9 protein-coding genes and 1 CRISPR repeat array are annotated in these 12320 nt (G+C 34.3%); of the genes, 8 read left to right on the forward strand and 1 reads right to left on the reverse strand.

Annotation, left to right across the window (positions count from 1 at the left end; translation table 11 throughout):
• The first annotated feature begins 434 nt into the window (after positions 1–434).
• Positions 435–829: direct repeats of the CRISPR family, unit length 29 nt; unit sequence GTGTTCCCTGTATACACAGGGATAAACCG.
• A gap of 318 nt (positions 830–1147) precedes the next feature.
• The 5 genes from prfA (at position 1148) to A9G48_RS10490 (ending at position 8476) form a co-directional block, all read left to right on the forward strand.
• Positions 1148–2233 (forward strand): peptide chain release factor 1, encoded by a 1086-nt coding sequence (prfA, locus tag A9G48_RS10470; RefSeq protein WP_034944943.1) that lies wholly within the window; start codon positions 1148–1150, stop codon positions 2231–2233.
• Entirely contained in the window at positions 2230–3066 is an 837-nt protein-coding gene (gene prmC / locus A9G48_RS10475; protein ID WP_034944946.1) for a peptide chain release factor N(5)-glutamine methyltransferase, read from the forward strand. The genes prfA and prmC overlap by 4 nt, the downstream gene beginning before the upstream one ends.
• Positions 3067–3082: 16 nt before the next feature.
• Positions 3083–3937: a 3-deoxy-8-phosphooctulonate synthase gene (gene kdsA, locus A9G48_RS10480; protein ID WP_034946047.1), complete on the forward strand. Its 855-nt coding sequence runs from the start codon at positions 3083–3085 to the stop codon at positions 3935–3937.
• A 439-nt stretch (positions 3938–4376) separates the two neighbouring features.
• Positions 4377–5792 carry an OprD family outer membrane porin gene (locus tag A9G48_RS10485; RefSeq protein WP_202807429.1) on the forward strand — a complete coding sequence of 472 codons (1416 nt, stop codon included), beginning with the start codon at positions 4377–4379 and terminating at the stop codon, positions 5790–5792.
• A gap of 11 nt (positions 5793–5803) precedes the next feature.
• On the forward strand, positions 5804–8476 hold the full coding sequence (locus A9G48_RS10490) for a beta-N-acetylhexosaminidase (protein ID WP_034944949.1): 2673 nt from the start codon (positions 5804–5806) through the stop codon (positions 8474–8476).
• 92 nt (positions 8477–8568) lie between these two features.
• On the opposite strand, the gene rraB is transcribed toward A9G48_RS10490, so the two are convergent.
• The gene (gene rraB / locus A9G48_RS10495; RefSeq protein ID WP_034944952.1) at positions 8569–8967 is read right to left on the reverse strand and encodes a ribonuclease E inhibitor RraB; all 399 of its coding nucleotides are present in this window, start codon (positions 8965–8967) and stop codon (positions 8569–8571) included.
• Between the two features lie 28 nt (positions 8968–8995).
• Here rraB and rnm point away from each other — a divergent pair, with 28 nt between their 5' ends.
• The 3 genes from rnm (at position 8996) to rluB (ending at position 11590) form a co-directional block, all read left to right on the forward strand.
• A complete protein-coding gene (gene rnm, locus A9G48_RS10500; RefSeq protein WP_202807430.1) occupies positions 8996–9874 on the forward strand; it encodes an RNase RNM in 879 nt (292 codons plus the stop codon).
• 104 nt (positions 9875–9978) lie between these two features.
• Positions 9979–10599 carry an L-threonylcarbamoyladenylate synthase gene (locus tag A9G48_RS10505; protein WP_034944954.1) on the forward strand — a complete coding sequence of 207 codons (621 nt, stop codon included), beginning with the start codon at positions 9979–9981 and terminating at the stop codon, positions 10597–10599.
• Between the two features lie 115 nt (positions 10600–10714).
• Positions 10715–11590 carry a 23S rRNA pseudouridine(2605) synthase RluB gene (gene rluB, locus A9G48_RS10510; protein ID WP_034944956.1) on the forward strand — a complete coding sequence of 292 codons (876 nt, stop codon included), beginning with the start codon at positions 10715–10717 and terminating at the stop codon, positions 11588–11590.
• Positions 11591–12320: the final 730 nt, after the last annotated feature.

Here is a 12320-nt window from a genome sequence, read left to right on the forward strand (position 1 = left end):
ACCGAGCCTTACCTCCGTGATTTTGCCTTAGACGTGGTGGACGAAGCGCACGAACATGTCAAAAGCAACTGGCAACTAGAAAAAGAAGAGCGCATTAAACCGTTATTCTGTATTAAACAATCGATAATAATTCAGAGGATAATAAACCTTGTATGATCGTAATTGTGTAAAAAACACACCATAAATAAGTAGGGAAAAGCTCACGCTAATACGAAAGTAAAAGACAATATTTTTTGTTTAGGTACATTCGAATATTTATATCTTTTTGAATTTAAATTAAAAATTGGTGTTTCTTGGTGGAACGATAGAAATTGGAAAAAGCCTACTTACGACTTATTAAAAATCAATAAGTTAAAAATCTTTAAAAATTTAAAAAATCTGGTAGAATTTGTTGGTCGCTATAACTGTAAATAAAACAGATAGCTACAATTAGAGTGTTCCCTGTATACACAGGGATAAACCGCGGTCAGCAATCAAAAGATATTTATGACACGCGTGTTCCCTGTATACACAGGGATAAACCGTCCGTTTGCCCGTGAATTTAGTAGCGGGCTTTGTGTTCCCTGTATACACAGGGATAAACCGATGTCAATTGTAGCTAACCTTGCAGGAATTAAGTGTTCCCTGTATACACAGGGATAAACCGTACGCACCCTTCGATCGGTTTAACCCCTGCCCGTGTTCCCTGTATACACAGGGATAAACCGACCCATGATTTTTCATCAAAATCAAATCTCCCGTGTTCCCTGTATACACAGGGATAAACCGCGAGGTGGAATTCATACATCCTGTTGTTGGTTGTGTTCCCTGTATACACAGCGATAAACTGAATATGTAACTTGTTCTCCTAAACTAACATTGCTAAAAAAATAGGCATTGATTCTACAGTCAAAAAACTTTGCCATAAATATAGAATCGGTACCTCAATTTTTCTATAAATGGCGAGAAAATACAGTGAAATGAAAACATCAGAAATCAAACTTTTAAAAGAGTAAGAAACAAAATCGAAAGTTTAATATGTTTATATTTTTCAGCTAATTATTGATATGTAAACTATTGACATAGTGACGAAACTGTATTTCCAAGGCAATTAAGTATATAATACCTTGCAAATTCAATTAATGATTATTACTAAACTTATACTTTTATGAAATCTTCAATTATCAGTAAGTTAGAAGCTCTACAAGAGCGTTATGAAGAGGTTCAAGCATTATTGTCTGACGCATCAGTTATCGCCGATCAAAATCGTTTTCGTTCTCTTTCTAAAGAATATTCACAATTAACCGATGTCGTTAAATGTTTTACTGGCTGGAAACGGACGCAAGAAGATATTGAAACAGCTAAAATGATGCTGTCGGATCCTGAAATGAGTGATATGGCTCAAGAGGAATTAAACGAAGCCTTAAGCCGCGTTGAAAGTTTAGAAAAACAACTTCAAGTTTTATTATTACCTAAAGATCCTAATGATGACTATAATTGCTTTGTTGAAGTTAGAGCTGGAACAGGAGGTGATGAAGCCGCTATTTTTGCAGGTGACTTAGCCAGAATGTATACTCGCTACGCTGAATCACGCAATTGGCGCGTTGAGATCATGAGTTCAAATGATGGTGAACATGGGGGATACAAAGAAGTCATTATGCTGGTTAGCGGTGACGGTGTTTATGGTAATTTAAAATTTGAGTCAGGTGGGCATCGAGTGCAGCGTGTGCCAGAAACCGAATCACAAGGCCGTATCCATACTTCTGCTTGTACTGTGGCTGTTTTACCCGAGATCCCTGAAGCAGAAATGCCAGAAATTAATCCAGCCGATTTAAAAATTGATACTTATCGCTCCTCGGGCGCAGGTGGTCAACATGTTAATACTACTGATTCAGCAATTCGTATTACTCATATTCCAACTGGAATTGTGGTTGAGTGTCAAGATGAGCGTTCGCAACATAAAAATAAAGCTAAAGCGATGTCAGTTTTAGCTGCGCGTATTCAAGATGCTGAAATGCGAAAACGTCAACAAGAAGAAGCTTCAACAAGGCGTAATTTATTAGGTACAGGCGATCGTTCAGATCGAATTAGGACGTATAATTACCCACAAGGGCGAGTTACCGATCATCGTATTAATTTAACTATTTATCGTTTAGATGAAGTCATGGAAGGTAAGTTGGATATGTTAGTTGAGCCGATTATTCAAGAATATCAAGCAGATCAACTTGCTGCTTTATCGGAACAAGATGAATGAACTACCTAGAATGGCTTAAATATGCTTCTCAAACACTAATTGAAAGTGAAAGCCCAAAGCGTGATGCTGAAATTTTATTGAGTTTTGTTACTCATAAAACGCGAACATTTTTAATGGCTTTTAGTGAAACATTACTAACAAGTGATGAATTAACCGCTTTAGAAGCAAATTTAAGACGCCGCCAAAAAGGTGAACCTATTGCCTATATTACTGGTGAAAAAGAGTTTTGGTCTTTAAAATTTAATGTTTCTAACTCAACGTTGATTCCAAGACCAGATACCGAAAAGTTGGTTGAATTAGGGTTAGAATTCTTGCCTAAAGTGCCTTGTGAAGTATTAGATTTAGGTACAGGAACTGGTGCTATTGCGATTGCTATGGCAACAGAGCGACCAGACAGCTTATTTACGGCAGTAGAAAAAAATCGAGATGCGTTAATACTTGCACAACAAAATGCAACCCAAATTGGGGTTGATAATGTTTATTTTTTGCAAGGTGATTGGTATAAACCGATTAAAAGCCGTAAATTCTCGATGATTATCAGCAATCCACCTTATATCGAACCTTCAGATATACATTTATCTCAAGGTGATGTACGTTTTGAGCCAAAAAGTGCTTTGGTTTCAGAAGATAAAGGATTGGCTGATATTAGATTAATCGTACAAGGTGCAACCAGACATTTAACTCAATATGGTTGGTTACTGATTGAACATGGTTGGAAACAAGGTGAAGATGTTCAAACGATTTTTAAACAACACGGATTTCAGTTAGTTGAAACCTTTCAAGACTATAGTGGTAATGATAGAGTAACCCTTGGTCGTTGGTTTAAACCTTAATTAGGAAAATTTTATGATGCAGCAAAAAAGAGTAAAAGTAGGTGATATCACTGTAGCTAATGATTTACCATTTGTTTTATTTGGTGGCATGAACGTGCTTGAGTCGCGCGATTTAGCGATGAAAATATGTGAACATTATGTCACAGTGACTAATAAACTTAATGTTCCTTATATTTTTAAAGCTTCTTTTGATAAAGCTAATCGTTCATCAGTACATTCTTATCGAGGTCCTGGTTTAGAAGAAGGAATGAAAATTTTCCAAGAACTTAAGCAACAATTTGGTGTTAAAATCATTACCGATGTCCATACTGAGCAGCAGTGTAAGCCTGTAGCTGAAATTGTTGATGTTATTCAACTCCCTGCTTTTTTAGCAAGACAAACCGACTTAGTTGTTGCTATGGCAAAAACTGGTGCCGTGATTAATGTCAAAAAGCCACAATTTGTTAGTCCTGGGCAAATGGGGAATATTGTCGAAAAGTTTGAAGAAGCAGGTAATGATAAAGTGATCCTTTGCGATAGAGGTAGTTGCTTTGGATATGATAACTTAGTTGTTGATATGCTTGGTTTCAATATTATGAAAAAAGCTAGTCATGGCTCGCCTGTCATTTTTGATGTAACACATGCGCTTCAGTGCCGTGATCCTATGGGTGTTTCTTCGGGGGGGCGTAGAGGTCAAGTTACTGAGCTTGCTCGTGCCGGTATGGCTGTTGGTATTGCTGGATTATTTTTAGAATCACACCCAGATCCAAACAATGCAAAATGTGATGGTCCATCGGCCTTACCATTAGCTAAACTTGAACCTTTCTTAAAACAGGTGAAAGCGATTGACGAATTAGTTAAAAGTTTTGAAGAACTTGATACTGAAAAATAGTTTGAATGAGTATGTTTTTCTAGTTAAAAGAAATATCAATTTTAAGGTAGTTTAAAAGTATATTTATTAAAGTTTTAAAAGAGAAATTTAAGAAATTTCTCTTTTAAATTTCTATTTATCCCCTATTATACTCTTCATTTTTACCACATCTTATTATTTTTTATAATTTAATTGGTTATATAAAAATTTACACAATATTATTATTAAAACTTAATACTATACTTTTTAAAAGTAAAAGAGGTTGTGATATTTATCGAAAAAATCACACAAAAAAATACTATTTTGGTGATTAGGATCACGATTATAGGTTATCTAATTTGATAATCTAAATATATTTATGCATTATGAAAATATATATAGTTATTCTAACTAATTAAGATAAGTTAGATGCTGACTTATCTTACTGTAGATTAAACAAAGTTGTTTTAAGGAAGCAGATATGAATTTATGTAATGCATTAATAGTGCCTCAATCATTAAATCATTTAACCAAATTGATTTTATTTTTATCGCTGCTAACAAGTATTGTACCTGTCCATGCTATTTATTACAGTAATTTTGTTAAAGATTCTGAATTGACAGGAAATGTATTTTTCTGGAATCGTGATAGAGAAAGAAAAAATGTTGAAGAACATAAGTATGAAAAAAATCTTAGACATACGTCATTTAATACCAATTTGGATTTTAAATCAGGGTATATTGCCAATATGTTTGCTGTTAACCTAGGAGGTTATGGCGCTTGGGAAGTTAGTAATGGTGGTAATGGGCATCCGAATGAAATAGGATTTAGTGGGGCAAATACTCGTTGGAAAGAAGATTACAAAAAAGACGTGAGTGGGCTTAGTTTTTATAAAGCTCAGGTCAATTTTAAAATTGGTGAAGCTTTTTGGATGAATATAGGTTATATACAACCTTCAGGTCAAACCTTATTAGCTACGCATTTGAGTTTTTTACCTGGTACTTATCGTGGATTAGAATTGGGTACCACATTGAGTTTTGAAGATGCTGGTGAATTGTCAATGTCCTATATGTGGGCGGATCGATATAAAGCACCATGGTATAAGAGACTTTATGAATTTCGTGAGTGGGGTGCAGGAAAGGAGATTAGCTACTTGCATTCAGTTGGTTTTAAGTATGATTTTAAAAATAGTTTAGTTCTAGAAGGTGCTTTTGGTCAATCTCATAATTATATGAATCAATACTTTGGTAAGGTTTCTTATGAAACCAAATTGTTTGATAACCCTTTGGCGATGAGTTATCAGTTCTATGGTGCAAAGGATCAGTCACATGCTGGAATGAATGTGTATGACGGTTTAGCTTGGTTACAGTCTGTGACTCTAGGTTATCAAATCGGAGCAGTAGGTTTAAGGCTTGAGGGTGTAGCCGTAAAAGCTAGAGGAGAGCAGGGCTTTTTTTTACAACGTATGACGCCTGATTATGCATCTTCAAATGGTCGTTTGGATGTTTGGTGGAATTCTCGTTCTGATTTTAATGCCAATGGTGAAAAAGCCGTATTTGCTGAAGCAACTTATGATTTTAGCTATCTATCACATTATCTTACTGGTTGGAAAACTGGAATATCTTATGCTTATGGTTGGAATGCAAAGCCAAGCACTAATCCTGATTTTAACCAAAAGCAACGCTTAATAGAATCAGCATATAATTTTGATCTGGGTTATACAGTTCCAAATGGATGGGTTAAGAATACTTCCTTCCAATTACATTATACCAAATATAACAATCATACTAATATACCAAGTTGGGATGGTGGATATGGCAATATTTTTCAAGATGAACACGATATAAAGTTCATCATAACTATTCCATTTACCGTTTTTAATGCTAAACAGAAATAGGTAATCACATTATGAAAAAGTTCAAAATTGCAGTTCTTGCAACATCGATTGCATCTTTATTAAGTATCGGGATGATACAAACTGCTTTTGCATCTCAACCGATTGTGGACTCAATCAGTTCCCAACTTAGTGTAAAATACACTGTTAACGATAATCAAGCAGGTGAACATGGTATTAATTGTGCTGCTTTAGGAGCTGATTGGGCGGCTTGTAATAGGGCGACGATTTCCCTAACTAATCAAGGTGCTGCAATTAATGATAACAACTGGGCTATTTATTTCAGTAGTATCCGTATGATTTTATCTGTCAATAACGATCAGTTTAAAATCACGCACATTACTGGTGATTTACACAAAATTCAACCAACAGAAAAATTTACGGGTTTTCCAGCAAAATCAACGATTGATATTCCAATTGTTGGTGAATATTGGCAATTAAGTGAAACTGATGTTATTCCTCGTTGGTATGTAACATCAACGGATGCTAAACCGAAAGTCATAAAGAATACTGATACCGAAATGTTAGCTAATTTTGTGTCACCAATTGGTGACAATTGGAAGCGTACACCAAATGATCATAATATTTTAATGACGCCAATAACAAGGTTTGAGCGCAATACAGATGTGAAAATGCTTAATGCGGAAGCTTTGCGGGGGCAAATCCTTCCAACACCAACTAAATTGACTGTGGGTAAATCGGATATTACACTCGACAAAAAAGGTGTTAATCTACAATTGCAAGGGCTTAATCGAGCAAGCTTTTCAGTATTAAGTCAACAATTTAAACGGCTAGGTATACCATTAACCCTTCAGGGGTTTAAAATTGAAGCCAATATTGATTCTTCAAAGTTTAAAAATGCTTTACCTGGAGCTTATCAACTTAATATTATAGACAAAAAAGCGACCATTACAGCTGTTGATGAAAGTGGCATTTTTTATGCGGTACAATCAATTCTTTCATTGATTCCAGTAAACAATAAACCAACTATAGCTAGTATTAATGTTGAAGATTCACCACGTTTCGAATATCGGGGTATTATGCTTGATGCCGGGCGTAACTTTAAAAGTAAAGATGTGATTCTACGCTTGCTTGATCAAATGGCTACATACAAATTGAATAAATTCCATTTTCATTTAAGTGATGATGAAGGCTGGCGAATAGAAATTCCTGGCTTACCAGAATTGACAGATGTAGGTAGCCAACGATGCCATGACCTAAGTGAACAAAAATGTCTATTACCACAATTAGGTTCAGGTCCTAATAATGATAATTCAGGAAGTGGCTATTTTAGTCGAGAAGATTATATTGAGATTGTTAAATATGCTAAAGCTCGTTTTATTGAGGTGATACCAGAAATTGATATGCCTGCCCATGCCAGAGCGGCAATTGTTTCTATGGAAGCGCGGTACAGCCGATTAATGTCAGAGGGCAAAGAACAGCAAGCGAACGAGTTTCGTTTAGTTGATCCAACCGACAAATCTAACACCACAACCGTTCAATTTTATGATCGCAAAAGTTATCTTAATCCATGTTTGGATTCGTCTAAACGCTTTGTCGATAAAGTGATTACTGAAATTGCGAAAATGCATAATGAAGCAGGTCAGCCTATTTCAGTTTGGCATTTTGGTGGTGATGAAGCCAAAAATATTCGTTTGGGGGCCGGATATCAAGATATTAATGTATCACCTAAAGTAGATGGTAAAGGATTGATTGATCAGAGCATTGAGGATCACCCTTGGGCTAAATCACAAGCATGCCAAACCTTGATTAAAAAAGGAGCGATTAAAGATATTGAGCATCTACCAAGTTATTTTGCAATTGAAGTGAGTAAAATTATCAAAAATCACGGTATTAATCATATGCAAGCATGGCAAGACGGCGTGAAATATGCAAAAAATGCTAAGGCGTTTGCCGTTGATAAAGTTACCGTTAACTTTTGGGATGCACTCTATTGGGGCGGTTATGACTCAGCAAGCGAATGGATCAATAAAGGTTATCAAATGGTTATCTCTAATCCAGATTATGTATATCTCGATTTTCCATATGAAGTAAATCCTAAAGAGAGTGGTTATTATTGGGGAGCTCGATTTAATGATGAACGTAAAATTTTTAGTTTTGCGCCTAATAATTTACCGCAGAATGCTGAAACTTCAACTGATCGCGACGGGAATGCATTTAGTGCCAAAGGTACCATGAATTGGTTTGACAGTTATGGTTTGTCGGCTCAATTATGGAGCGAAATTGTTCGTACCGATGTTCAAATGGAATACATGATGTACCCAAGATTATTGGCAGTAGCAGAAAGAGCATGGCATCAAGCTGATTGGGAAAAACCTTACTTTAAAGATCGTGAATATAAACAAGGTGAAACACATTATGTAAATCAGAAATTGTTATTAAAAGATTGGACACGGTTTGCTAATTTGGTTGGACAACGTGAATTAGCGAAATTAGATTTAGCTGGGGTTGATTATCGATTACCTATTCCTGGAGCTAAAATTGAAAACAATAAACTTATTGCCAATATTATATTTCCTAGTTTAATTATTGAATATTCCGTCGATAATGGTAAAAATTGGCATCACTATACTGATCCGGTTGCAATCTCAAAAGGGGATGTAGTATTTGTACGAAGTACTTTTGCTGATCATAAAAAAATAAGTCGAGTTGAACAAGTAAAATAATTAAAATAATTATAAAGTATTAGTAATGGCATTTACCATTTTTATCTGTTAACGGAATAAAATGGTAAATATTTTTAAAATTTATTATAAAATTAATGCAGTGTTTCGTTTTCGACATCACTTTCATCAAGCATATCATCACTGCCGTCTTCGAAGTAAGTACCCCATCCATCATAATTTACACCAAATTTTTGGGTTAATGTTATAATTTGAGCTATCTGAGCATTAATTAATTCTGCATTAAGAGGGGTTTCGGCGATAATGTCAAAACCAATAACAAGATTACCAAAATCATCTACATCTTCATCTGGATCGGTTGCTTCATAACCCAATTTATAGGCTTCGATGGCAACTTTTTCAAGCTTATCAAAGTTCTCGGATGAAATATGATGCTCAATTAAATAAAGTGCATGGGGATCACTGCCATCTTCTAAAAGTTCTTCGATAATCGATTGAGTATCTTGTTGGGTAAGGAGAATTTGATCTTTCATAATATACCTTTTAGTGGTCGTACAAATTGTGTGGTATATTACACGTTTCAAAATAATTTTCGAGAAAAAAGTGATCGTTGATTTACATTCTCATACTACAGCATCAGATGGTGTTCTAACACCAAGCGCCCTGGTTAAAAGAGCAGTGGAAAACCAAATTAATGTTTTGGCTATTACAGACCATGACACTGTTAAAGGATTGGCTGAAGCGAAAAAAACTATTGAACATGAGAATTTACCAATTAAGCTAATTTGTGGTGTTGAAATATCAACTAATTGGAAAAATAATGAGATTCACATTGTCGGGTTGAATATTAATATTGATCATGCTCAATTATTAGATCTTTTACTATCCCAAGAACAAGCTCGAATTCAACGCGCGCAAACAATTAGTGCAAAATTAGCTAAATTAAATATTGATAATGCTTATGAACAAGCTAAGCAGTTTGCTAAAGGTGATATTGTTTCTCGAGCTCATTTTGCCCGATTTTTAGTTGTTGGCGGGTTTGTTAAAGATGTGAAGCGAGCATTTAAAAAATATTTAGGTAAAAGTGGATATGCTTATGTTCCGCCTAATTGGTGTAGTATTGCAGATGCTATTAATGCTATACATTCAGCAGGAGGTCAAGCAGTATTAGCACACCCAACACGTTATGATTTAACGGCGACGAAATTAAAATTATTAATTAGTGAGTTTAAATCTGAGGGAGGAGATGCGATTGAAGTCTCACAAAGCAGGCAAATGCAAGATGATTTGCAAAGATTAGCAAAGTTAGCAAATGAATTTGGATTGCTTGCTTCACAAGGATCCGATTTTCATGACCTTGTTAATTATTTAGATTTGGGAAAAACAAAGCCTTTACCTGATAGTGTGATACCCATTTGGCATAATTGGATGCTAAATTAATATGGAATAAAATTGCTTTAAGTTAGTGTGCCATTAAAATGTATTTGGTGGAAATTTTACATTGTAAAAGTGTTTTAAATCAAATATTGATATAGAAGAGTATTATGAGCCAAATTTTTTATATACATCCTGATAATCCACAAAGTCGATTATTGGAGCAAGTTGTTAAGATCTTAAAAGATAGTGGCGTTGTTGCTTTTCCAACTGATTCTGGTTATTCACTTGGGTGTTTAATGGACAATAAAAATGGTGTTGATCGTATTTGTAAAATACGTCAGCTCGATAGGTGTCATAATTTTACTTTTATGTGTCGTGATTTATCAGAATTATCTTCTTATGCTTATGTGGATAATATTATTTTCCGTCTATTGAAAAATAATACTCCAGGTAAATACGTTTTTATTTTGCAAGCAAGTAAAGAAGTTCCACGTCGTTTAATAAATGAAAAAAGAAAAACCATTGGTTTACGTATTCCTAATAATAAAATTGATTTAGCTCTACTAGAATTATTAGGTGAACCTTTAATGACAACAACACTGATTTTACCAAATGAATATGAAGCGCAGTCTGATCCTGATGAAATTGAATATAAAATAGGGCAACAGCTTGATGCAATTGTTCATGGTGGTTATATCAGTCAACAACCTACAACGGTTATTGATTTAACCAATGATTATCCTGATGTGATTCGTTATGGTAGTGGTGATATAAAACCTTTTAAATAGTTGCTGGCAGTTGCATTAAGATATCCAAAATATGAATTAAACCTAAGCCAGTCTTAGTTTTTTACGCAAAATAGATAGTGATTAATTTGATACCTGTGAAGGTAACGAGGAAAAAATGAAAAAAGTAACTGACAATACTGAAAAGTTGCAAAAAGTTTTAGCTAATTTAGGTAATGGCTCACGTCGTGAAATTGAAGCGATGATTGCTGCAGGAAAAATCAGCGTTGATGGTAAGATTGCAACGTTAGGGGACAGGGTTGATATAAATGCCAACCCAAGAATTCGGATTAATGGTCATTTGGTCCAATTAAGAAGTAAACAGAAAGAAGTTTGTCGAGTTTTAGCCTATTATAAACCGGAAGGTGAAATTTGTTCGCGCAACGATCCTCAAGGGCGCGCAACAGTATTTGAACGGTTACCACGCTTAAAAAATGCCCGTTGGATAAATATTGGACGTTTAGATATTAATACCTCTGGACTATTGTTATTTACCACCGATGGTGAACTCGCTAATCGCTTAATGCATCCTCGCCATGAGATAGAACGTGAATATGCAGTGCGAGTATTTGGTAATGTTACTGATCAACAAATTAATCAGCTACGCAAAGGTGTGCAATTAGAAGATGGACCAGCATCGTTTAAATCGATTAAACCGCAAGGTGGAGATGGACTAAACCAATGGTTTAACGTAGTTATTACTGAAGGGCGTAATCGTGAAGTTCGCAGAATGTGGGAAGCTATTGAGGTACAAGTTAGTCGGTTATTACGTACCCGTTATGGTAATATCAAGTTACCTAAAGAGTTATCACGTGGGACATGGATGGAATTAGATATCAATGCGGTTAATTATCTACGTGAAATAGTTAGTTTGCCTCCAGAAGTAAAATCTCTTATATCAACTAAAACAGATAAGAGAATGCTAAGGTTTAAGCGTACAAAATTAAATAGAATACTAAGAAAATTTACTGCTAAAAAAACAACAAAGATGTAAATTTTTGTTACTCCAATAAGTATAAATAAAATTATTGGGATTATTATTTTATTTTTCTAACTTTTCTTTCACAGCCCATTAAAAATTTTTAATAAATTTGCTGTATATTTAGTAATCTAAAATTTACCACAACTTGAAGAGATTTATGAAAAAAACATGAATCTCATTTATTATCTATCCTTTTGTTTAAACTGATCAGAAAAAATTATGATAAATGTTGGTAAAGCCTATAAAATTATTTTCAATAGCATTGGCAATTTTTTAAATCCTATTATTTAAGAAATAATAAGTATACTTGCTCAAGTGTAGTACAGTTACTTGTGAATAAATTCAAAATTAAGCCAACCCTCTGAAAATGTTAAAATACATTTAATAGATGAATTTATTAAGTTAGGTTTAATCTTGTCTGATTTTTGTATTGTAGTTTATCTGTTTGCTAGTGAAGCCGAAAAAACACACTAAAAATGCTTATAAGAAAAGCGTTTCTGATTTTTAAAAGGTCGATAGCGATGATATATAGTAAGTTAATAAAATTAAAACAATTATTAAATATTAGGGACATTACTTAAGCACAGTATGATGCAAGAAAAAAGTATGTTGATAAGCGTTAATTAAGGAATAGCAGAATGAAAACATTTTAGCCAATCTTTTTATGGTTTTTATTTTAATGTTGTCACTACGGATAATATTATTTATATTGAATATAATTGTATTTCAATATGTTGATATA

Origin of the sequence: Gilliamella sp. wkB18 (genome assembly GCF_001690875.1) — a bacterium.
GTDB lineage: Bacteria > Pseudomonadota > Gammaproteobacteria > Enterobacterales > Orbaceae > Gilliamella > Gilliamella apicola_A.